At 72.1% G+C, this 26,107-nt stretch carries 26 protein-coding genes; 17 read left to right on the top strand and 9 right to left on the bottom strand.

Features of this window, described 5'->3' with window-relative positions; translation table 11 throughout:
- The first annotated feature begins 429 nt into the window (after nucleotides 1-429).
- From ACZ7MX_RS27145 to ACZ7MX_RS27135, 3 genes are all read left to right on the top strand, one after another.
- A complete protein-coding gene (locus tag ACZ7MX_RS27145; protein ID WP_351534391.1) occupies nucleotides 430-1,401 on the top strand; it encodes a heme o synthase in 972 nt (323 codons plus the stop codon).
- Between the two features lie 15 nt (nucleotides 1,402-1,416).
- Nucleotides 1,417-1,803, top strand: a complete 387-nt coding sequence (locus ACZ7MX_RS27140) for a hypothetical protein (RefSeq protein ID WP_472136003.1) — start codon at nucleotides 1,417-1,419, stop codon at nucleotides 1,801-1,803.
- A 129-nt stretch (nucleotides 1,804-1,932) separates the two neighbouring features.
- Nucleotides 1,933-2,997 (top strand): amidohydrolase, encoded by a 1,065-nt coding sequence (locus ACZ7MX_RS27135; protein ID WP_472135848.1) that lies wholly within the window; start codon nucleotides 1,933-1,935, stop codon nucleotides 2,995-2,997.
- On the opposite strand, the gene ACZ7MX_RS27130 is transcribed toward ACZ7MX_RS27135, so the two are convergent.
- The 3 genes from ACZ7MX_RS27130 to ACZ7MX_RS27120 form a co-directional block, all read right to left on the bottom strand.
- A complete protein-coding gene (locus tag ACZ7MX_RS27130) occupies nucleotides 2,970-3,983 on the bottom strand; it encodes a COX15/CtaA family protein (RefSeq protein ID WP_472135847.1) in 1,014 nt (337 codons plus the stop codon). The genes ACZ7MX_RS27135 and ACZ7MX_RS27130 overlap by 28 nt on opposite strands.
- A gap of 105 nt (nucleotides 3,984-4,088) precedes the next feature.
- On the bottom strand, nucleotides 4,089-4,883 hold the full coding sequence (locus tag ACZ7MX_RS27125; protein WP_472135846.1) for an ABC transporter permease: 795 nt from the start codon (nucleotides 4,881-4,883) through the stop codon (nucleotides 4,089-4,091).
- Nucleotides 4,884-4,971: 88 nt separating this feature from the next.
- Nucleotides 4,972-5,934, bottom strand: a complete 963-nt coding sequence (locus tag ACZ7MX_RS27120; RefSeq protein ID WP_472135845.1) for an ABC transporter ATP-binding protein — start codon at nucleotides 5,932-5,934, stop codon at nucleotides 4,972-4,974.
- Nucleotides 5,935-6,133: 199 nt separating this feature from the next.
- Here ACZ7MX_RS27120 and ACZ7MX_RS27115 point away from each other — a divergent pair, with 199 nt between their 5' ends.
- The 8 genes from ACZ7MX_RS27115 (at nucleotide 6,134) to ACZ7MX_RS27080 (ending at nucleotide 12,829) form a co-directional block, all read left to right on the top strand.
- Nucleotides 6,134-6,997: a helix-turn-helix transcriptional regulator gene (locus ACZ7MX_RS27115; protein WP_472135844.1), complete on the top strand. Its 864-nt coding sequence runs from the start codon at nucleotides 6,134-6,136 to the stop codon at nucleotides 6,995-6,997.
- Complete coding sequence (sufB, locus tag ACZ7MX_RS27110) at nucleotides 6,994-8,415, top strand: Fe-S cluster assembly protein SufB (RefSeq protein ID WP_472135843.1); 1,422 nt, start codon at nucleotides 6,994-6,996, stop codon at nucleotides 8,413-8,415. Before ACZ7MX_RS27115 ends, sufB begins: the two co-directional genes overlap by 4 nt.
- 62 nt (nucleotides 8,416-8,477) lie before the next feature.
- Nucleotides 8,478-9,662 (top strand): Fe-S cluster assembly protein SufD, encoded by a 1,185-nt coding sequence (gene sufD, locus ACZ7MX_RS27105; protein ID WP_030411901.1) that lies wholly within the window; start codon nucleotides 8,478-8,480, stop codon nucleotides 9,660-9,662.
- A complete protein-coding gene (locus tag ACZ7MX_RS27100) occupies nucleotides 9,659-9,976 on the top strand; it encodes a non-heme iron oxygenase ferredoxin subunit (protein WP_472135842.1) in 318 nt (105 codons plus the stop codon). The genes sufD and ACZ7MX_RS27100 overlap by 4 nt, the downstream gene beginning before the upstream one ends.
- A 7-nt stretch (nucleotides 9,977-9,983) precedes the next feature.
- Nucleotides 9,984-10,748 (top strand): Fe-S cluster assembly ATPase SufC, encoded by a 765-nt coding sequence (gene sufC, locus ACZ7MX_RS27095; RefSeq protein ID WP_030411903.1) that lies wholly within the window; start codon nucleotides 9,984-9,986, stop codon nucleotides 10,746-10,748.
- Nucleotides 10,745-12,001, top strand: a complete 1,257-nt coding sequence (locus ACZ7MX_RS27090; protein WP_472135841.1) for a cysteine desulfurase — start codon at nucleotides 10,745-10,747, stop codon at nucleotides 11,999-12,001. Before sufC ends, ACZ7MX_RS27090 begins: the two co-directional genes overlap by 4 nt.
- Before the next feature lie 37 nt (nucleotides 12,002-12,038).
- Nucleotides 12,039-12,497 (top strand): Fe-S cluster assembly sulfur transfer protein SufU, encoded by a 459-nt coding sequence (gene sufU / locus ACZ7MX_RS27085; protein ID WP_030799206.1) that lies wholly within the window; start codon nucleotides 12,039-12,041, stop codon nucleotides 12,495-12,497.
- A complete protein-coding gene (locus ACZ7MX_RS27080; RefSeq protein WP_033270552.1) occupies nucleotides 12,494-12,829 on the top strand; it encodes a metal-sulfur cluster assembly factor in 336 nt (111 codons plus the stop codon). The genes sufU and ACZ7MX_RS27080 overlap by 4 nt, the downstream gene beginning before the upstream one ends.
- Nucleotides 12,830-12,937: 108 nt before the next feature.
- Here the strand turns inward: ACZ7MX_RS27080 and ACZ7MX_RS27075 are convergent, their stop codons facing one another.
- Complete coding sequence (locus tag ACZ7MX_RS27075) at nucleotides 12,938-13,411, bottom strand: MarR family winged helix-turn-helix transcriptional regulator (RefSeq protein ID WP_472135840.1); 474 nt, start codon at nucleotides 13,409-13,411, stop codon at nucleotides 12,938-12,940.
- A gap of 138 nt (nucleotides 13,412-13,549) precedes the next feature.
- Between ACZ7MX_RS27075 and ACZ7MX_RS27070 the strand changes: the two genes are divergently transcribed.
- The 3 genes from ACZ7MX_RS27070 (at nucleotide 13,550) to ACZ7MX_RS27060 (ending at nucleotide 16,389) form a co-directional block, all read left to right on the top strand.
- Nucleotides 13,550-14,014: an SgcJ/EcaC family oxidoreductase gene (locus ACZ7MX_RS27070; RefSeq protein WP_472135839.1), complete on the top strand. Its 465-nt coding sequence runs from the start codon at nucleotides 13,550-13,552 to the stop codon at nucleotides 14,012-14,014.
- 270 nt (nucleotides 14,015-14,284) lie between these two features.
- Entirely contained in the window at nucleotides 14,285-15,295 is a 1,011-nt protein-coding gene (dapD, locus tag ACZ7MX_RS27065) for a 2,3,4,5-tetrahydropyridine-2,6-dicarboxylate N-succinyltransferase (RefSeq protein WP_472135838.1), read from the top strand.
- 170 nt (nucleotides 15,296-15,465) lie between these two features.
- Nucleotides 15,466-16,389, top strand: coding sequence for an EI24 domain-containing protein (locus tag ACZ7MX_RS27060; RefSeq protein ID WP_472135837.1), 924 nt, complete (start codon nucleotides 15,466-15,468; stop codon nucleotides 16,387-16,389).
- Here ACZ7MX_RS27060 and dapA read toward each other — a convergent pair.
- The 3 genes from dapA to ACZ7MX_RS27045 all read right to left on the bottom strand — a co-directional run bounded on the left by dapA (nucleotide 16,292) and on the right by ACZ7MX_RS27045 (nucleotide 19,558).
- Nucleotides 16,292-17,236, bottom strand: coding sequence for a 4-hydroxy-tetrahydrodipicolinate synthase (dapA, locus tag ACZ7MX_RS27055; RefSeq protein WP_472135836.1), 945 nt, complete (start codon nucleotides 17,234-17,236; stop codon nucleotides 16,292-16,294). The genes ACZ7MX_RS27060 and dapA overlap by 98 nt on opposite strands.
- A 198-nt stretch (nucleotides 17,237-17,434) precedes the next feature.
- A complete protein-coding gene (locus tag ACZ7MX_RS27050) occupies nucleotides 17,435-17,584 on the bottom strand; it encodes a hypothetical protein (RefSeq protein ID WP_199812430.1) in 150 nt (49 codons plus the stop codon).
- A gap of 135 nt (nucleotides 17,585-17,719) precedes the next feature.
- Nucleotides 17,720-19,558 carry an endonuclease/exonuclease/phosphatase family protein gene (locus ACZ7MX_RS27045; RefSeq protein WP_472135835.1) on the bottom strand — a complete coding sequence of 613 codons (1,839 nt, stop codon included), beginning with the start codon at nucleotides 19,556-19,558 and terminating at the stop codon, nucleotides 17,720-17,722.
- Between the two features lie 246 nt (nucleotides 19,559-19,804).
- On the opposite strand from ACZ7MX_RS27045, the gene ACZ7MX_RS27040 reads away from it, so the two are divergent.
- On the top strand, nucleotides 19,805-21,319 hold the full coding sequence (locus ACZ7MX_RS27040) for a hypothetical protein (RefSeq protein ID WP_472135834.1): 1,515 nt from the start codon (nucleotides 19,805-19,807) through the stop codon (nucleotides 21,317-21,319).
- A gap of 161 nt (nucleotides 21,320-21,480) precedes the next feature.
- The gene (locus ACZ7MX_RS27035; protein ID WP_472135833.1) at nucleotides 21,481-22,935 is read left to right on the top strand and encodes an alkaline phosphatase PhoX; all 1,455 of its coding nucleotides are present in this window, start codon (nucleotides 21,481-21,483) and stop codon (nucleotides 22,933-22,935) included.
- Here ACZ7MX_RS27035 and ACZ7MX_RS27030 read toward each other — a convergent pair.
- Complete coding sequence (locus ACZ7MX_RS27030; protein WP_472135832.1) at nucleotides 22,932-23,834, bottom strand: class I SAM-dependent methyltransferase; 903 nt, start codon at nucleotides 23,832-23,834, stop codon at nucleotides 22,932-22,934. The two genes, ACZ7MX_RS27035 and ACZ7MX_RS27030, sit on opposite strands and share 4 nt — an antisense overlap.
- A gap of 73 nt (nucleotides 23,835-23,907) precedes the next feature.
- Here ACZ7MX_RS27030 and ACZ7MX_RS27025 point away from each other — a divergent pair, with 73 nt between their 5' ends.
- On the top strand, nucleotides 23,908-24,939 hold the full coding sequence (locus ACZ7MX_RS27025) for an MsnO8 family LLM class oxidoreductase (protein WP_472135831.1): 1,032 nt from the start codon (nucleotides 23,908-23,910) through the stop codon (nucleotides 24,937-24,939).
- Here ACZ7MX_RS27025 and ACZ7MX_RS27020 read toward each other — a convergent pair.
- Complete coding sequence (locus ACZ7MX_RS27020; protein ID WP_472136002.1) at nucleotides 24,914-26,074, bottom strand: TerD family protein; 1,161 nt, start codon at nucleotides 26,072-26,074, stop codon at nucleotides 24,914-24,916. The two genes, ACZ7MX_RS27025 and ACZ7MX_RS27020, sit on opposite strands and share 26 nt — an antisense overlap.
- Nucleotides 26,075-26,107 lie beyond the last annotated feature (33 nt).

The following is a 26,107-nucleotide window of genomic DNA, read 5'->3' as shown; positions in this document are numbered from 1 at the left end:
AGGGCTCCTCTCCACATGTCGAATGCCACGGACGGGTATGTCCGCCAGGCGGTGTCGAGCCTACCCCCGCAAGTGCGGGCGTCTTTTCGACGCTCATTCGGTGTTTTCGGTGCTCAGTCGCTGCGTGGCCGTCACGGGGTTCGCCGCTTCGGGCAACCGGATCGCCGGGCCGGACATTCCCGGCCCGGCGGCCACGGCCATACGACCAGACTGCCGGGCGGCGGTCCCGCCCGCCTCCTGAACAGCGGGCGAACGCCCGGGGAAAGCTGCCGCCGCCACCCCGCCGCGCGGGCCCCAACACGACCCCACCCCCGCGAAGATCGCCGTATGGCCAACGTCTAAAGTGGCGTGGTACGCGCAAGCTTTTACCCGGTTCACGGGGTCGTAAGGGCTTGCGAGCCTTATTTCCATCCGCGGCGGGAGCCGCTGATGTTACTTCCAGGGGTGTGCGTGACGGCCGTCGAATCCCGTCCTGCGGGGGTGCTCTCCGAGAGCCCGGGTGGTCCAGGTCGCCGTCCGTTCGGGGCCCGCGTCAAGGCGTTCGTGGCACTGACCAAGCCGCGGATCATCGAGCTGCTGCTGATCACCACGGTTCCGGTGATGTTCCTCGCTCAGCAGGGTGTGCCCGACCTGTGGCTGGTGCTCGTCACCTGCGTCGGCGGCTACCTCTCCGCGGGCGGCGCCAACGCCCTGAACATGTGGTACGACCGCGACATCGACGCCCTGATGGAGCGCACCTCGCAGCGTCCGCTGGTCACCGGCATGGTGAGCCCGAACGAGTGCCTGGTCTTCGGCATCTCCCTCGCGGTGGTCTCCACGCTCCTGTTCGGCTTCGCGGTCAACTGGCTGTCGGCCTGGCTGTCCCTGGGCGCGCTGCTCTTCTACGTCGTCGTCTACACGATGATCCTCAAGCGGCGGACGTCGCAGAACATCGTGTGGGGCGGTATCGCGGGCTGCCTGCCCGTCCTCATCGGCTGGTCGTCGGTCACCGACTCCATGTCGTGGGCGCCGGTCATCCTCTTCCTGGTCATGTTCTTCTGGACGCCGCCGCACTACTGGCCGCTGTCCATGAAGGTGAAGGACGACTACGCGCGGGTGGGCGTGCCGATGCTTCCGGTCATCGCCTCCAACAAGGTGGTCGCGCGGCAGATCGTCGTCTACAGCTGGGTGATGGTCGGGGTGTCCCTGCTGCTGACGCCGCTCGGCTACACCGGCTGGTTCTACACCGCGGTGGCGCTGCTCGCCGGCGGCTTCTGGCTGTGGGAGGCGCACGGGCTGCAGAACCGCGCCAAGGCCGAGGTCACCGGCGCCAAGCTCAAGGAGATGCGGCTGTTCCACTGGTCCATCACCTATGTGTCCCTGCTGTTCGTCGCCGTCGCCGTGGATCCCTTCCTTAGGTGATTACTCGTGGGTAGCATGCTGTTCATGGCAGACACCCAGCAGGCGGACGAGCAGACGGCGGTCGGCGCGGCGGCCGCCACCAAGGACGAGAAGCGGGCCGGCAAGCGCGCGGCGCGGCTCGCCCGGCAGATCCGCGCCTTCGCCGACTCCCACGGCGGCAGCGCCGAGGGCCAGCTCGCGCACATCGCCCGGGGCACCGTCCGGATCGCCCTCGTCGGGGCCAACGGCGAGTGGGGCAACCTCGTCGCCGGTTCGTACGACGAGGCCAAGGACGCCGCGGCCCGGGCCGGCCTCACCCTCCACGACGACTTCGACGGCGAGCTCGCCGCCAAGGTCCGCACCGGCCGCTACGAGTGGTCGCGGATGGCCGGCCTCCAGCTGGGCGGCCCGGCCAACGCCTGAGGGCCGTGCGGCGGCGCGCCGGGGCGCGCGCCGGAAGCGGAGCCCGCTACCTCACCACCCCCTCCTCCGTTAAGCCCACCGGACGCGGCGCTCCGGCCACGCCCGGCGGGCTCTCGGGAGGAGGAGCGGATGGACGGCCTTCCCTTCCTGGCGGATCAGCCACCGCTCATCGATCAGTACAGCCACGGCGCCGTGCACGGCGAACTCGGCCTCGGCTCCTTCGAGACCCATCTGGCCGCGGCGGTCGGCGCCCACGGCCCGGCCCCCGCCGGCACCAGCTACTTCGACAGCCTCACCGGGCTCGCGATACGCCGCTGGTGCCCTCCGCTGCTCGGCCTGGAGCCGCACTGCCCGCCGGCCCGCTATCTGGCCCGCAGGCGCGAGGTGGGCGCCTACACGGCCGGCCGGATGCTGCTCCGCGGCTCCGGCATCGGCACCTTCCTGCTGGAGGCCGGCACCCCCAGCGAACTGACCTCGGCCGCCGAGATCGCCGCCGCCGCCGAGGCCCGCGCCCACGAGGTCGTACGGCTCGAACCGCTCGCCGAGCAGGTCGCCGACACCTCCGGCAGCGTCGAATCCTTCCTCGGCTACACCGCCGAGGCCCTCTACGCGGCGGCCCAGCACGCCACCGCCTTCGCCTCCGGTGCCACCTACTGCGACGGACACGCCCCCGAGGCCGGCGAGGTACGGCGCGCCGCGGACCGCTGGCTGCGCGCCCGCCGCCCCGGCGACCGGCTCACCGAGCCGGCGCTCGTCCGGCACCTGCTGTGGAGCGCGGTCGCCACCGGCCTGCCCGTACAGCTGCACTGCCCCGACCCGCAGCCGCTGGCCGGGTTCCTGCGGGCCACCACCGGGATCGGCGCGGACCTGGTCCTGCTGCCCGCGGCCCCGCACCACCGCCGGGCCGCCCAGCTCGCTGCCGTGCACGCCCATGTGTACGCCGACGCCGGGCCCTGCCCGGCGGAGACCCTGCCGCACGCGCCGTTCGGCAAGCTGCTGTTCTCCTCCGGCGCCCGCGGGCTGCCCGAGCTCTATGTGACCGGCGCCCGGTCCTTCCTGCGTGCCCTGGACCGCCTCGTACGGGAGTGGACCGCCGAGGGGCTGTGCGGGGCGGAGGACGGGCGGCGGATCACCGAGATGATTGCGTCCGGAACGGCCCGCCGGGTCTACCGGCTCGGCGTGGAGACCGCCTGAGACTCCGCGGACTCCTCCGCCGCGGCGGCGGCCGGCGCGTCGCCGTCGCCGGCCTCGTCCTCCTGGAGCGGGCCGCGGTCGCGCAGCGACAGCGCCACCCGCAGCACGGCGATCCACACCAGCGTCGATCCCAGCATGTGCAGCCCGATGACGATCTCGGGCAGCCCCAGGAAGTACTGGACGTAGCCGATGACGCCCTGCAGCGCGAGGCAGGCGAACAGCTCCAGAACGGTGCGGCGGGCGGCGGCCGGCGCCTTGACGGCGCGCAGCGCGAACCACAGGGCCACGCTCAGGCCGACCGCGATGTAGACGAAGTCGACGTGGAGCTGGGTGATCTCCTGCCAGTTCAGCGGGATGCGGTGGACCTTGTGCGCATCGCCGGCGTGCGGGCCGGTGCCGGTGACGACCGTGCCGATGACGGTCAGTGCGCCGGTCACCGTCACCAGCAGCCAGGCCAGCTGCCGGACGGGACGGGCGACCACGTCCCGCGGCTCCTCGTCGCCCTCGCCGGCCCGCTGCCAGCTCAGCACGGCGACCGTGAGCAGGGCCGTGGTCAGCAGGAAGTGCGCGGCGACGAGGTACGGGTTCAGGCCGGTCAGGACCACGATGCCGCCCCAGACGGCGTTGCCCATCACGACCCAGAACTGGGCCCAGCCGAGGCGGGTGAGCGAGCGGCGCCGGGGGTGCCGCGCACGGGCGGCGATGATGAACAGCCCGACGAACGCGCACAGCACGTACGTCAGCATGCGGTTGCCGAACTCGATGAGGCCGTTGATGCCCATCGCATGGGTCGGCGTGAGGCTCTCCGGCGTGCACTTCGGCCAGGTCGAGCAGCCCAGTCCGGACTGCGTGAGCCGGACCGCGCCGCCGGTCACGACGATGATCACGGCCATCACGACGGTCGCCAGCGCGGCCCGCCGCACGAAGGCCGCGGACGGCTGCCAGCGGCGGGCGATCAGCTCAAGGGGATTCAGCGAATTCGGCACGGGGGCCATGGTATGCGGCGGCTTGTGCAAGTTTTCACGAGGGGGTCCCGGAGTCCGGAGCCGGGCCCTGAGGGAGGAGGCCCGGGGTCCGGTCGGCCCCCGTGCCTACTCCCAGCGGAAGAACTTCGCCGCGGCGCCCAGCCCCAGGACGGCCCAGGCGGCGAGGATGCCCAGGTCGGACCACGGCACCGCCGCGCCGTGTCCGAGCACCTCGCGCAGCCCGTCCGAGAGGGCCGAGATCGGCAGCAGGTGCAGCACGGCCCGGGCGGCCTCCGGGAACTTCGCGAGCGGGACGATGACCCCGCCGCCGACCAGGAGCAGCAGGAAGACGAGGTTGGCCGCGGCCAGGGTCGCCTCGGCCTTCAGGGTCCCGGCCATCAGCAGTCCCAGCCCGGAGAACGCGGCCGTGCCCAGCAGGAGGAGCAGCAGCACGGTGAGCGGGTTGCCGTGCGGGGACCAGCCCAGCGCGAGGGCCACCGCGGTCAGCAGCACGATCTGCAGGACCTCGGTGACCAGCACCGCACAGGTCTTCGCGGTCATCAGCCCCCAGCGCGGCAGCGGCGAGACGGCGAGCCGCTTCAGGACGCCGTAGCGGCGCTCGAATCCGGTGGCGATGGCCTGGCCGGTGAACGCGGTGGACATCACGGCCAGCGCGAGGATGCCCGGCGCCAGGAAGTCCACCGCCCGGCCCGCTCCGGTGTCGACGATGTCGACGGCGGAGAAGAGCACCAGCAGCAGCGTCGGGATGATCACGGTGAGCAGCAGCTGCTCGCCGTTGCGCAGCAGCATCCGGGTCTCCAGGGCCGCCTGGGCCCGGATCATCCGCGGCAGCGGCGCGGCGCCTGGCCGCGGGGCGAACGCGCCCGTTCCGGTGGCGGTACCGGCCTCGGTGGCGGTCATGCGCGCAACTCCTTACCGGTCAGCTCCAGGCTGTGCCTTCCCGGGGGACGCCCCCCGGACCCCCGGCCGAAAGACGCGTGGGTCCCTCTCATGCGCGCAGCTCCTTACCGGTCAGCTCCAGGAAGACGTCCTCCAGGGTGTGCCGCTCGACGGCTATCGCGTCCGGCATCACGCCGTTCTGCGCGCACCACGAGGCGACCGTGGCCAGCAGCTGCGGGTCGATCTTCCCGTGGACGCGGTAGATGCCGGAGGCAAGCTCCGAGGCGGCGCTGTCCGCGGGCAGCGCCTTGAGGAGGGAGGCGAGGTCGAGGCCCGGCCGGCCGGTGAAGCGCAGGCTGTTCTCGGCGCCGCCGCGGCACAGTTCGTCGGGGCTGCCCTGGGCGATCACCCGGCCGCCGTCGATGATCGCGACGTCGTCGGCGAGCTGTTCGGCCTCGTCCATGAAGTGGGTGGTGAGCACGCAGCTCACGCCGTCGGTGCGGAGTTCCCGTACGAGGTCCCAGGTGGCGCGGCGGGCCTGGGGGTCGAGGCCGGCCGTCGGCTCGTCGAGGAAGACCAGCTCCGGGCGGCCGACCACGGCCATGGCCAGCGCCAGCCGCTGCTGCTGCCCGCCGGAGAGCCGCCGGTAGGGCGTCCGTCCGCACGAGCCCAGGCCCAGCCGGTCGATGAGCATGCCGACGTCGAGCGGGTGGGCGTGCAGGGTGGCGGTGTGCCGCAGCATCTCCTCGGCGCGGGCGCCCGCGTAGACGCCGCCGGACTGCAGCATCACGCCGATACGGGGGCGCAGCGCGGCCGCGTCGGCGACCGGGTCCAGGCCCAGGACGCGGACCGTGCCCTCATCCGGACGGCGGTAGCCCTCGCAGGTTTCGACGGTGGTGGTCTTGCCGGCGCCGTTGGGCCCGAGCACGGCGGTCACCGTGCCGTGGGCGACGGTCAGGTCGAGCCCGTCCACCGCGGTCTTCGTCCCGTACCGCTTGACCAGGCCGGTGACCTCGACGGCCGGCGCCCGTCCGGGGGACCGGGGAGTGCTCCCCGGGGAGGTGCTGCGCATGCCGCGCAGTCTACGAAGAGCGGCCGCACCGCCGTCAGTGGGGGCGCGCCCCGCATCGTGGCGCGTCCCCGCAGGTCGGCGACGGAATCGCGGGCCAAGGGGCAGGGTTGAAATGAGGTGAACCTAAGTGATAGAGGCCACCATCCCGCCATCCGGACCCCGCTTGAATCGCTTTGACGAATTACGCAACAATGGCGTTGTGAAATACGCGAGCGAGGATCAGCGAGAGCCCGGGGTCGGTACGACCGCCGGGCCGGCCGCCTCCGCGCCCGAACGGGACGCCCGGGCGACGCCGGCCCCGCAGGCCGCCCCCGTGTCACACGACGAACAGCAGGGCACCCGCAACAGGGTCGCCCGTTCCATCCTCGACCACGGCCCGTCCACCGCCGCCGAGCTCGCCCTCCGGCTGGAGCTGACCCAGGCCGCCGTTCGCCGGCACCTGGACGCGCTGGTCGCCGAGGGCGTCGTCGAGCCCCGCGAGCAGCGGGTCTACGGCAGCCGCGGCCGCGGCCGCCCGGCCAAGGCCTTCGCCCTCACCGACTGCGGGCGGGACGCCTTCGACCAGGCCTACGACCAGCTCGCCTCCGACGCGCTGCGCTGGATCGCGCAGAGCGCGGGCGGCGGCGAGAAGGGCGAGGCGGCGGTCGCCGCGTTCGCCCGTGCCCGGCTGGCCGCCCAGGCCGAGGTCTACCGCGAGGCGGTCGAGAGCGCCGACCCGGAGGCCCGCACCCAGGCCCTGGCGAGGGCGTTGACCGCGGACGGGTACGCTGCTACGGCGCGCAGCGCCCCCAACCCCCAGCTCGGTGAACAGCTCTGCCAGCACCACTGCCCGGTCGCCCACGTCGCCGAGCAGTACCCGCAGCTGTGCGAGGCGGAGACCGAGGTCTTCTCCCGATTGCTCGGGACCCACGTACAGCGCCTTGCCACCATCGCCCACGGCGACGGGGTGTGCACGACCTTCGTCCCGAAGGCCGGAGCCGGCAAGGCAGCTCACCGGGCCGGTGAGCGCCACCACAAGACCACGACACCATCTGCAAGCACGGCCGGGAGGAACCCCGCATGACGCTCCCCACGGAGACTGCTCACCCCGAACTCGAGGGTCTGGGCAACTACGAATACGGCTGGGCCGACTCCGACGTGGCCGGCGCTTCGGCGAAGCGCGGTCTCTCCGAGGACGTCGTCCGTGACATCTCGGCGAAGAAGAACGAGCCGGAGTGGATGCTCAAGCTCCGCCTCAAGGGCCTGAAGCTCTTCGACAAGAAGCCCATGCCGAACTGGGGCTCGGACCTGTCGGGCATCGACTTCGACAACATCAAGTACTTCGTCCGCTCCACCGAGCAGCAGGCCGCCTCCTGGGAGGACCTGCCCGAGGACATCAAGAACACCTACGACAAGCTCGGCATCCCCGAGGCGGAGAAGCAGCGCCTGGTCGCCGGTGTCGCCGCGCAGTACGAGTCCGAGGTCGTCTACCACCAGATCCGTGAGGACCTGGAGGCGCAGGGCGTCATCTTCCTGGACACCGACACCGCGCTGAAGGAGCACCCGGAGCTCTTCCAGGAGTACTTCGGCACGGTCATCCCGGTCGGTGACAACAAGTTCGCGTCGCTGAACACCGCGGTGTGGTCCGGCGGCTCGTTCATCTACGTCCCCAAGGGTGTCCACGTCGACATCCCGCTGCAGGCCTACTTCCGGATCAACACCGAGAACATGGGCCAGTTCGAGCGGACGCTGATCATCGTCGACGAGGACGCCTACGTCCACTACGTCGAGGGCTGCACCGCGCCGATCTACAAGTCGGACTCGCTGCACTCCGCGGTGGTCGAGATCATCGTCAAGAAGGGCGGCCGCTGCCGCTACACGACCATCCAGAACTGGTCGAACAACGTCTACAACCTGGTCACCAAGCGCGCCGTCGCCTACGAGGGCGCGACCATGGAGTGGGTCGACGGCAACCTCGGCTCCAAGGTGACGATGAAGTACCCGGCGGTCTACCTCATGGGCGAGCACGCCAAGGGCGAGACCCTGTCCATCGCCTTCGCCGGCGAGGGCCAGCACCAGGACGCCGGTTCCAAGATGGTCCACATGGCGCCGAACACCTCGTCCAACATCGTCTCCAAGTCGGTGGCGCGCGGGGGCGGCCGGACCTCCTACCGCGGTCTGGTCGAGATCGGCGAGGGCGCCGCGGGCTCCAAGTCCAACGTGCTGTGTGACGCCCTGCTGGTGGACACCATCTCCCGGTCGGACACCTACCCCTACGTCGACGTCCGCGAGGACGACGTCTCCATGGGCCACGAGGCGACCGTCTCCAAGGTCAGCGAGGACCAGCTGTTCTACCTGATGGCCCGCGGTCTGTCGGAGGACGAGGCCATGGCGATGATCGTGCGCGGCTTCGTCGAGCCGATCGCCCGTGAGCTGCCGATGGAGTACGCCCTGGAGCTGAACCGGCTGATCGAGCTGCAGATGGAGGGTGCGGTCGGCTGACCCGGCCGCCGCCCCCGCCCGCAGCACCCTTCTTGACGCAGAAAGCGAGCACTACGACAGCCATGGCTGAGGCTCAGAACATCCCGGCGGGTTCCACGACCACCGGCTCCATCGCGGTGGCCGCGGAGTCCACCGTCGCCACCCGGATGAGCGCCCCGCCGTCCTACGACGTGGCGGACTTCCCGGTGCCGCACGGCCGCGAGGAGGAGTGGCGGTTCACCCCCCTCGCGCGCCTGAAGGGCCTGCACGACGGCTCCGCCGCGGCCGGCGGTCCCGACCTGAAGATCGACATCACCGCGCCCGAGGGCGTCACCCACGAGCTGGTCGACCGCGCCGACCCGCGGGTCGGCAAGGCCGGCAAGCCCGTCGACCGGGTCGCCGCCCAGGCGTACAGCTCGTTCGAGAAGGCCTCGGTGGTCACGGTCCCCAAGGAGACCGTGCTCAGCGAGCCCATCCGGATCTCCGTGCACGGCGAGGGCGGTACCGCCTTCGGCCACCAGGTCATCGAGCTCGGCGCGTTCGCCGAGGCGGTCGTGGTCATCGACCACACCGGTGACGCGGTGCTCGCCGCCAACGTCGACTACCTCCTCGGTGACGGCGCCAAGCTGACCGTCGTCTCCGTCCAGGACTGGGACGAGTCGGCCGTCCACACCGGCCAGCACAACGCCCTGGTCGGCCGGGACGCCACCTTCAAGTCCGTGGTCGTCACCTTCGGCGGCGACCTGGTCCGCCTGCACCCGCGCGTCACGTACGCCGGCCCCGGCGGCGAGGCAGAGTTCTACGGCCTGTACTTCACCGAGCAGGGCCAGCACCACGAGCACCGCCTGTTCGTCGACCACGAGGCGTCCAACTGCCGCTCGCACGTGACCTACAAGGGCGCGCTGCAGGGCGAGGACGCGCACGCCGTCTGGATCGGCGACGTCCTCATCCGCGCCTCGGCCACCGGCACGGACACCTACGAGCTCAACCGCAACCTCGTCCTCACCGACGGCGCGCGGGTCGACTCGGTGCCCAACCTGGAGATCGAGACCGGCGAGATCGTCGGCGCCGGCCACGCCTCGGCGACCGGCCGCTTCGACGACGAGCAGCTCTTCTACCTGATGGCCCGCGGCATCCCCGCGGAGGAGGCCCGCCGGCTCGTCGTCCGCGGCTTCTTCGCCGAGCTGGTCCAGCAGATCGGCCTGCCGGACGTCGAGGAGCGCCTGATGAGCAAGATCGAGGCCGAGCTGGAAGCGTCCGCGGTATGAGCTACGTACGCGCAGCGGCGCTGAGCGAGCTGGCGGAGGACACCCCCAAGCGGGTGGAGATCGACGGCACGCCCATCTCGCTGGTCCGCACCGAGGGCGAGGTGTTCGCGATCAACGACATCTGCTCGCACGCGAACGTCTCCCTCTCCGAGGGCGAGGTCGAGGACTGCTCGATCGAGTGCTGGCTGCACGGTTCGAGCTTCGACCTGCGCACCGGCAAGCCGTCCGGCCTCCCCGCGACGCGCCCCGTCCCCGTATACCCCGTAAAGATCGAAGGGGACGACGTGCTCGTCTCCGTCACCCAGGAGTCCTGAGTCACCCATGGCAACGCTTGAGATCCACGACCTGCACGTCTCCGTCGAGGCCGAGAACGGCCAGCGCGAGATCCTGAAGGGCGTCGACCTGACCGTGAAGCAGGGCGAGACGCACGCCATCATGGGCCCCAACGGCTCCGGCAAGTCGACCCTCGCCTACTCCCTCGCCGGTCACCCGAAGTACACGATCACCGGCGGCACCGTCACCCTCGACGGCGAGGACGTCCTTGCGATGTCCGTCGACGAGCGCGCCCGCGCCGGTGTCTTCCTCGCCATGCAGTACCCGGTCGAGGTCCCCGGCGTCTCCGTCTCCAACTTCCTGCGCACCTCCGCCACCGCGATCCGCGGCGAGGCCCCCAAGCTGCGGCTGTGGGTCAAGGAGGTCAAGGAGGCCATGGAGCGCCTGAACATGGACCCCGCCTTCGCCGAGCGCAACGTCAACGAGGGCTTCTCCGGCGGTGAGAAGAAGCGCCACGAGATCCTCCAGCTGGAGCTGCTCAAGCCGGCCATCGCGATCCTCGACGAGACCGACTCCGGTCTGGACGTCGACGCGCTGCGCATCGTCTCCGAGGGCGTCAACCGCGTCCGCGAGACCGGCCAGGTCGGCACCCTGCTGATCACTCACTACACGCGCATCCTGCGCTACATCAAGCCCGACCACGTCCACGTCTTCGCCAACGGGCGGATCGCCGAGTCCGGCGGCCCGGAGCTGGCGGACAAGCTGGAGGCCGAGGGCTACGAGGCATACGTGAAGGGTGGTACGACCGCGTGACACAGCTGCCGGGCCTCCTCGACACAGAGGCGATCCGTAAGGACTTCCCCCTCCTGGACCGCCAGGTCCACGACGGCCGGAAGATCGTGTACCTGGACAACGCGGCGACCTCCCAGAAGCCGCGCCAGGTCCTCGACGCCCTGAACGCCTACTACGAACGTCACAACGCCAACGTCCACCGCGGCGTGCATGTGCTCGCCGAGGAGGCCACGGCGCTGTACGAAGGTGCTCGCGACAAGGTCGCCGCCTTCATCAACGCGCCGAGCCGCGACGAGGTGATCTTCACCAAGAACGCCTCGGAGTCGCTCAACCTCGTGGCGAACATGCTCGGCTGGGCCGACGAGCCCTACCGCGTGGACCGTGAGACCGAGATCGTCATCACGGAGATGGAGCACCACTCCAACATCGTCCCGTGGCAGCTGCTCTCGCAGCGCACGGGTGCGCAGCTGAAGTGGTTCGGCCTGACCGACGACGGCCGCCTGGACCTTTCGAACATCGAAGAGGTCATCACCGAGCGGACGAAGATCGTCTCGTTCACGCTGGTCTCCAACCTCCTGGGCACCTTCAACCCGGTCGAGACGATCATCCGGCGGGCCCAGGAGGTCGGCGCGCTGGTCTGCATCGACGCCTCGCAGGCCGCCCCGCACATGGTGCTGGACGTGCAGGCGCTGCAGGCCGACTTCGTGGCCTTCACCGGCCACAAGATGTGCGGCCCGACCGGCATCGGTGTCCTGTGGGGCCGCCAGGAGCTGCTGGAGGACCTGCCCCCGTTCCTGGGCGGCGGTGAAATGATCGAGACGGTGTCCATGCACTCCTCGACCTACGCGCCGGCGCCGCACAAGTTCGAGGCCGGTACGCCCCCGATCGCCCAGGCCGTCGGCCTCGGCGCGGCCGTGGACTACCTCGCCTCGATCGGCATGGACAAGATCGCCGCCCATGAGCACGTGATCACCGAGTACGCCGTCAAGCGGCTGCTGGAGGTCCCCGACCTGCGGATCATCGGTCCGAGTTCGGCCGAGGACCGCGGCGCGACGATCTCCTTCACGCTCGGCGACATCCACCCGCACGACGTCGGCCAGGTCCTCGACGAGCAGGGGATCGCGGTCCGTGTGGGCCACCACTGCGCACGGCCGGTGTGCCTGCGCTACGGAATTCCTGCGACCACGCGAGCGTCGTTCTATCTGTACTCCACCCCGGCCGAGGTCGACGTCCTGGTCGAGGGCCTGGAGCACGTGCGGAACTTTTTCGGATGACCACGCACAGCGGACGAGGACGAGGACTGACTGAGCCGTGAAGCTGGATTCCATGTACCAGGACGTCATCCTGGACCACTACAAGCACCCCCATGGGCGCGGTCTTCGGGACGGCGACGCCGAGGTGCACCACGTCAACCCGACCTGCGGCGACGAGATCACGCTGCGGGTCCGCCTCGACGGCGCGACGATCGAAGATGTGTCCTACGAGGGGCAGGGCTGCTCGATCAGCCAGGCCAGTGCGTCGGTGCTCAACGACCTCCTGGTCGGCAAGGAGCTCGGTGAGGCGCAGAAGATCCAGGAGATGTTCCTGGAGCTGATGCAGTCCAAGGGCCAGGTGGAGCCGGATGACGCGATGGAGGAGGTGCTGGAGGACGCGGTGGCGTTCGCCGGCGTCTCCAAGTACCCGGCGCGCGTGAAGTGTGCCCTGCTGAGCTGGATGGCCTGGAAGGACGCCACGGCCAAGGCCCTCTCCCAGGAGGCGAAGACGGCATGACCGACACCCCGACCACCACCAAGCCGGCCTCGGAGGAAGAGGTCCGCGAGGCGCTGTACGACGTCGTCGACCCCGAGCTGGGCATCGACGTCGTCAACCTCGGGCTGATCTACGGCATCCACATCGACGATGCCAACATCGCCACCATCGACATGACGCTGACCTCCGCGGCCTGCCCGCTGACCGACGTCATCGAGGACCAGGCGAAGTCCGCCACGGACGGGATCGTCAACGAGCTGAAGATCAACTGGGTCTGGATGCCCCCGTGGGGCCCGGACAAGATCACCGACGACGGCCGCGAGCAGCTCCGCGCGCTGGGCTTCAACGTCTGATCGACGTCCGGCCGGATCCGCACCCCGCGGGTCCGCACCCATGTCACGGCCGTGCCCGCCAGTCACCGCTGGCGGGCACGGCCGTATCGCGTTTTCGGGCCCCTGTGGTCAGTCGCCGGGCAGGCCCTTGGTCTCCGTGGTGGCGGCCCGCAGCGCCGGTGCCGCCGCGGCGAAGTAGCGGAAGAGCACGCGGAGTTCGTCCGCGCTGAAGGTCTCGAAGACCTCGGCCATCCGCCGCCGCGCCGGCCCGAAGGCCGCCTCGTCCTCCTCGTGGGGCAGCGGCAGCGGCTCGACGACCACCCGCCGCCGGTCCTCGGGGTCGGCGGCCCGGCGGGCCCGGCCGGCCCGTACCAGCCGGTCGACGAGCCGGGTGGTGGCGCTCTGGGAGAGCCCGATGCGCTCGGCGAGGGCGCCGGTGGTGAGCGGCCCGGCGAGCTCCAGGGTGTGCAGCGCGTAGAGGTCGGTGGGGTGCTGGCCGAGCACCTCCGCGGCGGCCTGGCCGTGCAGCACGGTGGACGTGACATAGGCGCGGTAGCTGTCGGCGTGCTGCTGCAGCAGGGCGTCGCGCTGCTGGTCGGACATCTCGCTCACCTTCCGGAACCGTGACTCGCTTGCGGGGTCGACGCACGCGCCGACCCCTTGCCACATCCTTGCATGCCTGCATATATTGCATGCGTGCATGCAAATGAATCGCAGTCACCAGTTTCCGCAGGGGGAGTCATGAACGCATCACCGGTAGGGACCACCCAGGACGCCGCGGCCGCCGTACGGGAGCGTTTCGCGGCCCACCGGCTCGCCTGGGGCGACGCCGACGCCTACGGCCGCTCGTTCACCGAGGACGCCGACTACATCACCTTCTACGGCGGCCGGCTCACCGGCCGCGAGGGGGTCGTCGAGGGCCACCGGGGACTGTTCGCCGGCGTCCTCGCGGGCTCCCGCCTCTGGGCCGAGATCACCGGCCTGGCGTTCCTCACCCCGGACGTGGCCCTGGTCCACGCCCGCGGCGCCGTCCTCAAGGGCCGCCGCACCCGGCCGGGCCGCCGCGCGCTCTCCGTCCAGACGTACGTCCTGGTCCGCGAGCCGGACGGCGACTGGCGTATCCGCGCCTTCCACAACACCCGCCACCGGCCCCGCACGGAGGCGCTGAGCGCCGCCCTGGCCCGCTGGGCCCCCAAGGCCCACTGACCGGACGGCCGGCCACGTCGTGCCCCGCGCTCGGTACGGTTGTCCGCATGGCCTACGTGACGCTCGCCGGCGCGATCCTGTCCGAGGTCCTTGCGAGGTGATCGCCGGGGTCGTGGTGCTGAACCCGGGCGGGGCGCACTGACGACCTCGGCAGCACGGCCGGCGGCGGACTCGTACGGCCCTACGAAGCGGGTGGTGCGACCGTACGGGCCGGGCCCGAGCACTGAGACCGGTTCGCCTCGGCGGGCGCCCTCCGGTTAGGTTTCCCGCATGACCGATGCTGCTACCTCCGCTTCCTCCCGCACCACCGGCGCCGTCGCCGCCGGGCTCGCCACCGTCACCTCCGACGGCACCGTTCTCGACACCTGGTTCCCGGCCCCCGAGCTGGTGACCGTGACCGCCGAGGGCCCCGGCCCGGCCGGCACCGAGCGCCTGGACGACGAGCGCGCCACCGACCTGCTGGGCGCCGCCGTCCTCAAGGCGATCGGTCCGGACCCGGTCCGCGAGGTCGAGGTCGTGGCCGTCCGTACGGTCATCGCCTCGCTCGACGACAAGCCGCTGGACGCGCACGACGCCTACCTGCGTCTGCACCTCCTCAGTCACCGCCTGGTCAAGCCGCACGGGCAGAACCTCGAAGGCATCTTCGGCGCGCTGGCGAACGTCGCCTGGACCTCGCTGGGCCCGGTGCCGGTCGACCGGCTGGAGACGGTGCGGCTGAACGCCCGCGCCGAGGGGCTCCACCTCCAGGTCACCAGCGTCGACAAGTTCCCGCGGATGACCGACTATGTCGCGCCCGCCGGGGTGCGGATCGCCGACGCCGACCGGGTCCGCCTCGGCGCGCACCTCGCCGCCGGCACCACCGTCATGCACGAGGGCTTCGTCAACTTCAACGCCGGGACGCTCGGCACCTCCATGATCGAGGGCCGGATCAGCGCCGGTGTGGTCATCGGTGACGGCTCCGACGTCGGCGGTGGCGCCTCCACGATGGGCACCCTCTCGGGCGGCGGCAAGCAGATCATCTCGGTCGGCGAACGCTGCCTGCTCGGCGCCGAGTCCGGCATCGGCATCGCCCTGGGCGACGAGTGCGTCGTCGAGGCCGGTCTGTACGTCACCGCGGGCACCCGGGTCACCCTGCCCGACGGCCAGATCGTCAAGGCCCTGGAGCTGTCCGGCGCGGACAACATCCTCTTCCGCCGCAACTCCACCACCGGCGCCGTCGAGGCCCGCCCGAACAAGGCGACCTGGGGCGGCCTGAACGAGATCCTGCACAGCCACAACTGACGGCCCGGTCACCCCTGACGGCCCGGCCCCTTGACGGCCCGGCCCCCACGGGGCGGTGGCGCACCTCGGTGAAGCGGAGGGCGGCCCGGCGGAAACCTTTCCGCCGGGCCGCCCTCCGCGTGGTGCCCGCCCGGTCCCCGCCACTGCCGGGCACCCTCTAGGCTTGCGCCATGCGTGATCTTGTAGCGGGGATGCGGTATCTGGGCGAGGGGCAGCGCTGGGTCGCCCGGCACGGCCGGTGGTGGGGGTTCGGGCTGATCCCGGCGCTGATCGCGCTGGTGCTCTACGCCGGCGTGCTCACCGCGCTGGCCATCTGGTCCGGCGATCTCGCCGCCTGGGCGACACCGTTCGCCGACGACTGGGGCTCGCCCTGGCAGCAGCTGCTGCGCGGGGTGTTCGTGGCACTGCTGCTGGCCGGCGGACTGACGCTGTCGGTGCTGACCTTCACGGCGGTCACCCTGGTGATCGGCGACCCGTTCTACGAGTCGCTCTCGGAGCAGGTCGAACAGAGCGAGGGGTACTGCCCGCCCGGCCCGGACCGGCCGCTGTGGCGGGAGATCGCGCTCGCGCTGCGCGACAGCGTCCATGTGCTGCTGCGCGCGGCCGGCTTCGGCGTGCTGCTCTTCGTCCTCGGCTTCGTGCCCTTCCTCGGCCAGACCGTGGTGCCCGCGATCGGCTTCTGCGTCTCCGGGTTCTTCCTCACCGTCGAGCTGACCGCGGTGGCGATGCAGCGCCGGGACGTCCCGGTGCGCGCCCGGCTGCGGCACTTGCGCGGCCGCAAGGCGCTCGCGGTCGGCTTCGGCACCCCGCTCGTGCTGCTCTTCCTGATCCCGTTCCTCGCGGTCGTCCTGATGCCGGGCGCGGTGGCCGGCGCGACGCTGCTGGTGCGGGACCTGCTGCCGGACGGGAACGGGGACGAGGGCGGCGACCGGGGCGCGGACGAGGCCGCGGGCCGCGTCGAGGGTGCGGCCCCGGCCGGCGTCGGCCCCCTTCCGGCTAGCCCGGTACCCCCGCCGGCACCGCACTTTCCACAGCCTCCGCGTCCGCAGTCCGGTCCAGGGCCGTCCGCAGGGCGTCCGCCAGCCGGCTGGTGAGCGCGGCGTCCGCGTCCAGCAGGGGGCCGCGGACCGGCCCGGCCGGCAGCCCGAGGTGCGTCAGCAGCGCCTTCACGGCGACCGTGCCGGGCGTTCCGGACCCGGTCACCGCCTCGATGAGCGGGATCAGGGCGAGCTGGCGGCGGGCCGCGCCGGCGGTGTCGCCCGCGTCGTAGGCATCGAGGACCGCCCGCACCGCCCGCGGCGCCACATTGCCGGCCGTGCTGACGCAGCCGGCGCCGCCCAGCGCGCGCAGCGGCAGGATCTGCTCGTCGCAGCCCGCGTAGTACGCCAGGTCCGTCGCGGCCAGCACCTTCGCCGACTTCAGCAGGTCGTAGCCGCAGTCCTTGACCGCCGCGATCCGCGGGTGGCCGGCCAGTCGCAGCAGGGTGTCCGCGGTCAGCGCGGTGCCGGTGCGGCCGGGGATGTCGTAGAGCATCACCGGCAGCCCGGTGGCGTCCGCGACCGTGCGCAGATGGTGCGCGACGGCCTCCTGCGGGGGCCGCGAGTAGTACGGCGTGACCGCCAACAGGCCGTGCGCGCCCGCCCGTTCGGCGCTGCGGGCCAGTTCGACGGTGTGCCGGGTGTCGCTGGTGCCGACCCCGGCGGTGATCCGGGCACGGTCGCCGACCGCCTCGGCGACGGCCCGCAGCAGGGTCTCCTTCTCGGCGTCCGAGGTGGTGGGGGACTCGCCGGTGGTGCCGCTGAGGACCAGGGCGTCACAGCCGCCCTCGTCGACGAGCCGGGTGGCGAGCCGCTGGGCGCCGTCCGGGTCCAGCTCCCCGTCAGCGGTGAACGGGGTGACCATGGCGACCGCGGTACGGCCGAAGGGGGTGGGGTTCTCCATGCCGGAAGTGTGAGGGCCCATCATCTTTCACGTCCACTTAGTTGTTCTTGTGCGATTCTTAAGTGATGCCATGTAGTTGATGGCTTGATGGCTTGATGGCTCGTCAGTCGTGCCGCGCCGGCCGGTGGTTCCGCACCCGCAAACGCGGGGCGGCCGCCGCACCTCTCGGTGCGACGGCCGCCGGGCTGCACAGGCCCATCACGCGTCAGTCAGGCCATTCCGCGAACGCTTCAGGTCCTGGGTCCGCTCGGACGCGGACTCCTCCGACGACTTCGGCTTCCGCTGGTCGGCGCGCCGCTCCGCGGCACGGTCCTTGTTGCCCGACTTACGGTTCTGCGCCTTCGGCATGATGACTCCCTATGTCTCGCCGAATGTTGCTTACCTGCCCAGTACCGCACCCCCGGCCGCGATCGGCTCCCGGACGTGGGCCAGTGGAGTGACGGACAGGTCACTCGGGGTGACGAAAGCGGGGGAGTCCGGGCCTCACGGCTTGATCCGCAGCACCTGCGGATCGTGGTCGCTGGCCTGGTCGGCGTACTCGGCGTTGATGTGCACGATGTCGTAGTCCGGCCTGGTCAGGTGGCGGCTGGTGAGCATGTGGTCGAGCACCTGCGAGTTGCCGCTGTAGACGTAGCCGTAGCGTTCCGCGGCCGGCAGCCCGGTCACCAGGTCCGTGAGCACGCCACCGGCGGTGAGGTCCTTCAGGGCCGGCGAGAACTGGTAGTCGTTGAGGTCACCGGCCACCACCACGTCCGCCTTGGGGTCCTTGGCCAGCAGGTCCTTCACGAACGCGTTCACCAGCTTCGCCTGTGCGGTGCGCTGGGTCTCCGAGGAGCGGACCGGCGGCTGGAAACGGCTGTCCAGGCCCTGGTCGCCGCCCTTGGAGTTGAAGTGGTTGGCGATCACGAAGATCCGGCTGCCCGGGCGGCTCTTGAGCGAGAACTGCCCTGCCAGCGGCTTGCGGCTGGTCTTCCACGCCTCGTCGGCCGGCGCGATCCGGCCCGGGGAGGCGGACAGCGCGGCCCGGCCGTGGTCACCGACCACCGTGACCGGGGTGGTGGCGTCGCCGCCCTTGACGTCCGTGAACGACACCCGCGCCGGGTTGAACAGGAACGCCGTCCGGATGTTGCCACCCGGCTGGCCGCCGTCCTGGTCGTTGACCGGGTCGATCTGCCGCCACTGGTACGCCGGGCCGCCGGCCGCCTTGATCGCGTCGGTGAGCTTCGTCAGGGTGCTGCCGGCGCCGACCGTGCCGTCGTCCTTGGCGCCGCTGTCGTCCTGGACCTCCTCCAGGGCGACGACGTCCGGGGTCGCCAGGTTGTGCACCAGCGCCTTGGCCAGCCGGTCGAACTTCGCCTGCGGGTTGTCCGGCGCGAGGTTCTCGACGTTGTAGGTGGCCACCGCCAGCTCGCCGGACTTCTGCTTGCGGGTGGTCTCCGGCTTCGGGCCGTTGCCGGTGAGCTTGCCCAGCTCGGTGGCCTGGAGCGTGTAGCCGCCGAAGTTGTCGTAGTCCAGCGGCCCGGCCGTGGTGCCGGCCAGCGTGTCGCCGACGTCGGCCACCGGGAACGGCCGCTCGGAGAAGGGGATCAGCGACGCCACCTTCACCCGGCCGCCGTTGGGGTCCGCGTACGAACGGTAGAGGGTGCCGCCGCGCGGGGTGCGGTTGTGGCCCGGCTCGGCGGTCACCCACAGCTCGTGGTACTGGTTCGTCGGGCCGACGACCCGGGCGCCGCCGACCGCGACCCGCATGCCCTCCAGCGACTCGTAGCGGTCCAGCGCGTAACTGCCCGGGCGCAGCTTCAGCGACTCGATGCTCTTGCCGCCCGCGTCGGGGGCGTAACGGTTCGGCACCGAGGCCGAGTTGAGCGTGAAGGCGGCCGGCAGCGGGTTGCCCGACGAGTCGGTCTGCCAGGTCGCCTTGGTGATCTCGGTGACGGACTGCAGGCCGGCGTCCTTGCCGCCCGGGTAGTACTCGCTGACCGTGCCGGAGAACGTGATCGCGTCACCCACCGAGACCTTGGGGGTCTCCTTGCCGGTGAAGACGAAGACCGCCTCGCTGGTGGCCGGGTCGTCGTCCGGGTGCGGGTCCTGCACCCAGAAGCCGCGCGAGGAGCCGAACGCCCGGACGGCGGTGACCGTACCGGGTACGTCGCTGACCTGCTTCCCGGCCAGCGGGGATATTCGGGTGCTGCCCTGGATGTCGTGGATCCGGGCGCCGGCCGCCGAGGCGGACTGGGTGGCGGTCAGCAGTCCACCGGCGAGGGCGGCCGCGGCGACCGCGCCGAGGGCGGCCGGTCTGCGGAGCGGACGACGGGACGGCATGCATGCCTCCGAGGGGAGAGGGGGGTGGAAAGAGCGTGTGCGGAGCCGGAACGGCGTCACGCTACGCGCGTCAATCTCTTGTGCGGGCAAGGGAGTTGTCAAGGTTCTCCCGGTGTCCGGCGGGCGGCGCGGGGGTGAACCGCCCGAGATACGGAGAATTCCGTCTACGCTGGGGCGGCGCCCTCCCCGGAGCTACCGCTGGGAGGTACCCCCAGCCGTAGTCCGTTCCGAGGAGCTGAGCACCCGATGTCCGCAGACCGTCCCACCCTGCCGCCGGTGCGGCTGCTCTCCGAGGCGGAACTGGCCCGGGACGCGCTCAGCGCCCCCCTGATGTCCCGGGCCGTCCGGCTCGCCCGCTGGGCCGAGCGGGGCGTCCCGGTCGGTGCCGGCGGCGAGATCCTCCATGACGCGCTGGCCGCCGCCACCGAGCACCTCGGCCTGAGCGCCGACGAGGACGGCCCGGCCTGCACCGCCGAGGCGTGGCAGCTCGCGGTGGACACCGGCCTGGTCGAGATCGAGGAGACCGAGGAGACCGCGGACGCCGACGGGACGACGGCCGGGGACGGGGCCGGACCGGCCGACGACGCCGCGGTCGGCACCGCCACCCCCGGCGAGGAGCTCGCCCTGCTCACCTCCGGCAGCCCGCAGGACGTCCTCGACATCTGGCTGTCCGGCATGGAGACGGTGCTCGCCGACGCGGCCGCCCCCGACCTCGCCGATATCGCCGACCAGCTCGCCGAGGGCGGTGAGCTGGACCTGGACGCCCTCGACTGGAACCCGGAGGAGGAGGCCGAGCTGCTCGACGGCATCCTCGGCAACCTCTACCTCCTCACCGCCCTGGCCGAGGGTCCCGACCGGCATGTCCCGCTGCCCGCGCTGGCCGCCTCCATGATCGTCCCGGACGACATGGACGAGCCCACCGACGACGTCCTCGAAGAGGTCTCCGAGGCGATGATGCGGCTCGACGACCAGTTCCGGGTGCTGGAGCCGATCGGCCTGGTCGCGTACCGGCCGGTCGACGAGGCGCTCATCGAGGAACTGGACGAGGAGGGCGAGACGATCCGGGCCGCCGAACCCCTCACCGACGAGGACGTCTCCCGCTACGGCCTGGTCCGCCTCACCCCGCTCGGCGTCTACGCGGTCCGCGCCCGGCTGCTGGACGCGGGCGTCGACGCCCCGGCGGTCGGCGACCTCACCGGCAAGGGCGCCGACGTCCTCCTCGACGCGCTGCCCGACTACCCCGAGGCGGACGCCCAGGCCGAGTCCGAGCAGTGGCTCGCCGCCCGCGCCCCGCTCGACGCCGCCCGCGAGCTGCTCGGCGCCGCCCGCGGCGACGACGAGGGCGCCCCGCGCCGCCGGCTCGCCGCCCAGCAGACCCTCTCGCTGGTCGCCCCGGACGCCGAGGCCGCGCTGCGCGAGGTGCTCGACGACCGGCAGCTGGGCGGCCTGGCCCGGGTCTGGCTGGCCGAGCGCGGGCTGCCCGGCATCCCCGAGCCGTCCCAGGACATGATCTTCTGGCTGACGGTCGACACCATCGCCGCCCAGCTGGCCAGCGCGGACGAGGGCGCCGAGGCCGAGCTGCGTGACCTGGTCCAGGGCCTGACCGAGCAGCACAGCGGCTTCTTCGACGCCGCCTGGCGGGTGGACCACCCGGCCACCGCCGATGTCCTGGAGGCCATGGGCCGGCTGCACCCGGACAAGAAGGCCGCCAAGGAGGCCCGCAAGGCCGCGTTCAAGGCGCGCTCCCGGCAGTCGCACTGAGTGATCTTTGCCGGGGCCGGTCCGCGGGCGGGAAACACCGCCGCGGGCCGGCCCCAACTGCTTCCTGGATGTCGCGCCGCGTTCAACTGGAGTTCGACGACGCACGAGAGCGTGTGCGGCGCAGGCACAGGGGAGTAGAACCGGCCATCTTGGAGATGACAATGCCGCTCACCCGGAGAGATTTCGCCAAGCGTTCCGCCCTCGCCGGCGCGGGGGTCGCGCTGGCCGGCAGCGCCGGCGTACTGGCCACCGCGCCCGGGGCGCTCGCCGCGGACGCGGCACCGGCCGCGGACGGCGCGGCGGACGGCCCCGGCCACCCGGCCGGCTACGGCCCGCTGCTGCCCGACCCGGACGGCATCCTCGCCCTCCCCGCCGGGTTCTCGTACAAGATCGTCACCCACTCCGGTGTCACCACGCTCGACAGCGGTGAGTCCACCCCCTCCAACCACGACGGCACCGGCACCTTCGCCGGCCACCGTGGCACCACCCTCCTGGTCAACAACCACGAGCTGAAGGGCCCGCGCGCCAACTGGCCGCACCCGGTCCCGCTCGCCGCGGGACTGGTCTACGACCCGGCCGCGGCCGGCGGCTGCACCGTCGTCGAGGTCGCCAAGGACGGCACCCCGGTCGGCGAGTGGGTCGGCATCGCCGGTACGTCCACCAACTGCGCGGGCGGCACCACCCCTTGGGGCACCTGGCTCACCTGCGAGGAGACCGAGGACAAGGCCGGCCAGCACGGCATGACCAAGGACCACGGCTACGTCTTCGAGGTCGACCCCCACGACGCGCGGGCCGGCCGCGACCCCAAGCCCGTCAAGGCGCTGGGCCGTTACGCCCACGAGGCCGTCGTCATCGACCCCCGGCGCGGCCACGCCTACCTCACCGAGGACGCCGCCGGCCCCAACGGCCTCTTCTACCGCTGGACCCCGCCGCAGGGCTTCCACCACGGCCGCGGCCGGCTCCGCACCCTCGCCGACGACGCCGGGGTGCTCCAGGCGTTCAAGTGCTTCGACTCCGGCGGCCGGTTCGTCGACGACCTCTCCCGCGCCACCCGGCCCGGCACCGTCTACGGCGTCGACTGGATCGACGTCCCCGACCGCGACGCCCGGACCACCTCCGTCCGCAAGCAGTTCACGGACACCGGGGTCACCCGCGCCCGCAAGCTGGAGGGCCTGTGGTGGGCGGACGGCGGCGCCTACGTGGTGTCCTCCTACGCCCGCGAGGAGAGCCCGGTCCAGCACGACGGGCAGGTCTGGTTCTACGACCCGCGGCGGCGGACCCTGACCCTGAAGGTGCTGCTCGGCGTCAACCCCGACCCCGGCAAGGACGGCGCGTTCGACGGCCCGGACAACATCACCGTCTCGCCCTACGGCGGCCTGATCATCGCCGAGGACGGCGAGGGCGTCCAGCACCTCTTCGGCGCCACCGAGGACGGCCGCACCTACCCCCTGGCCCGCAACGAACTCAACATCGGCACCGCCGAGGAGCCCGAGTACAGCGAGTTCACCGGCCCGGTCTTCTCCCCGGACGGCCGCACCCTCTTCGCCAACATCCAGGAGCCCGGCATCATGCTGGCCATCACCGGCCCCTGGAAGCGGCAGCCCCGCCGGGGCTAGCCGCCGGCCCGGCGGGGCGCGACCGCCGTGAGCAGGTAGTAGTCCAGCAGCCCGGTCTCGTATGCCGTCAGATAGCGGCGCGGCCACCCGTCGGAGAGCTCGGGCTGCTGGGCCATGTACCGGTCGTACCCCTCCCACACCGCGTCGCCGATCGGCCGTACGACGACGTCCCGCAGCCCGGCCGCGGCCAGCGTCCCGGCGAACTCGTCGATCACATGCGGCACGTCCAGCCCGTCGGCGTACGGCGGCAGCAGCCCGGGCAGCTCCCGGGCGGCCTGGGGGGTACGGGCGAAGAACGTGGTCAGCGCCAGCCGGCCGCCGGGCCGCAGCACCCGCGCCGCCTCCCGGGCGAAGGCGGCCGGGAAACGGAAGTGCTGGACGGCCTCGACGGAGTACAGGCAGTCGACGGTGTCCGCGGACAGCGGCATCCGCTGGGCGGCCCCCAGGACGAACCTCAGCCGCCCGGCGCCGCCCGCCCCCGCGGCGAGCAGTTCGGCGTGCGCCGCCCGGGCCCGGGCGATCTGGTCGGGGTGCGCGTCCAGACCGATGACCGGGTCCAGCCCGAACTCCCGCAGCGCCAGCGCACAGCCCAGCCCGCGCCCGCAGCCGGCCTCCAGGGCGCTGCGGCCGCGCGCCTCGCCGAGCGTGCCGAGCACCAGGCGGTAGAGGTCCTGCTCGCTGCGCACCCGGTCCGCCTCGGTCAGCGCCCGGCCGGTCAGGTCGCCCAGTTCCGCCCAGTAGCCGAAGTTGATGAACCCGCCGGCGAAGGCGGGCACGGTGGCGAGGTCCAAGGCGCCGTAGACCGTCGCGACCCGCGGCGGGAGGTCCGGCGCGGCCGCTGGGCCGTCCGGGTGGCCGGCGGCCCCGGCCGGGCCGGTCTGCGGCTGCTGCTGCGCCATGGGGAAGGCTCCTTCCGCGGCCGGCGGGCGGGACGGGGAATCCCGGGGGCTGCGGGACGTTGAAGCAGGGGTGGTGAACTCGACGACACGGACGACACAATTTTCGGTCCTGGACCGCTCCCGCACCAGGGAAGGGCACCCGGAGGCGGCCGCCCTGCGGGACACGGTGGCGCTGGCGCGCCGCGTCGAGGAGCTCGGCTACCACCGCTTCTGGGTCTCCGAGCACCACGGCGTGCCCGGCGTGGCCGGCTCCGCGCCGACCGTGCTCGCCGCCGCGGTGGCCGCCGCGACGTCCCGGATCCGGGTCGGCACCGGCGGGGTGATGCTGCCCAACCACCGGCCGCTGGTGGTCGCCGAGCAGTTCGGGGTACTGGAGTCGCTCTTCCCCGGCCGGATCGACATGGGACTCGGCCGGTCGGTCGGCTTCACCGGCGGGATCCGCCGCGCGCTGGGCACGGACAAGGACGCCGCCGAGGACTTCGGCGCTCAACTCGCCGAGCTGCTCGGCTGGTTCACGGGGGAGCAGACCGCCCATCCGCAGGTCCACGCGCGGCCCGCGGAGGGGCTGCGGATCCCGGCGTTCGTCCTGGCGACGGGGGCCGGCGCGCGGATCGCCGCGGCGGCCGGGCTGGCGCTGGTCATCGGCGACGTCCGCGGCCGGCAGAAGATGCTGGACGCCATCGACGGCTACCGCCAGGGCTTCACGCCCTCGCCGCTGTGGGAGCGCCCCTACGTGGTCGTCTCCGGCACGGTGGCGGTCGCGGACACCGAGGCGGCGGCGCGCCGGCTGCTGCTGCCGGAGGCCCGCGCGCTGGCGTACTCCCGCACCCACGGCGTCTTCCCGCCGCTGCGGCCCGCCGAGGACGGACCGGCGGCCACGGCCGGCATGTCCGACCGTGAGCGCGGCTTCTACGAGGACGCCCTGCGCGGGCACGTCCACGGCACGGAAGAACAGGTGGCCGACGCCCTCGGCACGCTGATCGACCGCAGCGGCGCGGACGAGGTGCTGGTCACCACCAGCACCTACGACCGCGCGGCGCTGACCGAGTCGTACGAGCGGCTGGCGCGGGTCGCCGGGCTCACAGCGCCTGACCGGCGGGTTTGACCATCCCGCGGACCGTGCGGGCGTCGACGAACTCGCCCATGGCGGTCATCTCCCACTCGCCGGAGAACTGGCGGATCAGCTTGGCCATCATCACGCCCGTGCGCGGTTCGCCGTGGGTCAGGTCGAAGCGGACCAGTTCTTCACCGGTCTGGGCGTCCAGCAGGCGGCAGTACGCCTTGGCGACGTCGGAGAACTTCTGGCCGGAGAAGGAGTTCACGACGAAGACCAGGCCGGTCACCTCCGGGGGCACCCCGCCGAGGTGGACGGTGATCGCCTCGTCGTCGCCGGCGCCCTCGCCGGTGAGGTTGTCGCCGGAGTGCTGGACCGCGCCGCCGAGGATCATCAGCTTGCCGAAGAAGCAGTTGTCGATCTTCTTGCGGTCCGGGCCGTAGGCGATGACGGAGGCGTCCAGGTCGATGTTCTTGCCGCGGAAGGCGGGCTCCCAGCCGAGGCCCATCCGGACCGAGCCGAGGAGCGGGCGGCCGCCCTTGACCAGCGAGACGGTCTGGTTCTTCCGCAGGCTGACCCGGCCCTTGTCGAGGTTGACCTTCCCGGAGCCGGGCGCCGGGGCCGGCGGGGCGGGAGGCACGGGCGGAGCCGCCGGGGCCGCAGGAGCCGCCGGTGCCGCCGGGGCGGCGGGGGCGGCGGGCTCCTCGACGCTCACGCCGAAGTCGGTGGCGATCCCCGCCAGGCCGTCGGCGTAACCCTGGCCCACCGCACGGACCTTCCAGGCCCCGGCCCGGCGGTAGATCTCGACGACCACCAGCGCGGTCTCCGCGTCCAGCCGCGGCGGGGTGAAGGTGGCGATCACGCTGCCGTCGTCGGCGTTGCGGACGGTGCCGGTCGGCTCGGTGCCCGCGAACGTCGCGCCGGGGGCCTCCGGGCTCGCGGTGACCACGATCTTCTCGATGGCGTCGGGCACCGCGGCGGTGTCCACCGTGATGGTGTCGCCGCCGGCCGCCGCGGAGTACGTCACACCGGGGCCCGTGGGCTGGTTGTAGAACACGAAGTCGTCGTCGGAGCGCACCTTGCCGTCGGCGCCGAGCAGCAGACCCGACACGTCCAGCCGTACGGGGGCGGTGACGTCCACCGCGACCCGTACGGCGGTGAGCGGGAGGTTCGAGCCAGGAGTCATAGCGGTCATGCCGGGACCAACGATCGGCTCGCC

It is taken from the genome of Streptomyces sp. NPDC107765, from assembly GCF_055657085.1.
Note: the sequence above shows the minus strand (reverse complement) of the source record. Positions and strands in the feature narration are given on the sequence as shown.